1 tRNA gene is annotated in these 201 nt (G+C 52.2%); it reads right to left on the minus strand.

Annotated features, from left to right (window positions below):
- Positions 1-122: 122 nt before the first annotated feature.
- Positions 123-199: transfer RNA gene (locus IAE33_RS24475), tRNA-Arg, on the minus strand.
- Positions 200-201 lie beyond the last annotated feature (2 nt).

Below are 201 nucleotides of genomic sequence, written 5' to 3' on the forward strand. Positions count from 1 at the left end.
GACCGCTCGGTTCGTAGCCGAGTACTCTATCCAGCTGAGCTATGAGTCCGTCGTTGGTAGTTTTAGACCAGATTACCACTGGTTGATTTGAAGCAGCCTTGCAAACAAAGCCACTTCAAAAGTGGCGGACTCAGCAGGATTCGAACCTGCGACCGCTCGGTTCGTAGCCGAGTACTCTATCCAGCTGAGCTATGAGTCCGT

Origin of the sequence: Pseudomonas sp. S60 (assembly GCF_016647865.1) — a bacterium.
Taxonomy (GTDB): Bacteria; Pseudomonadota; Gammaproteobacteria; order Pseudomonadales; family Pseudomonadaceae; genus Aquipseudomonas; species Aquipseudomonas parafulva.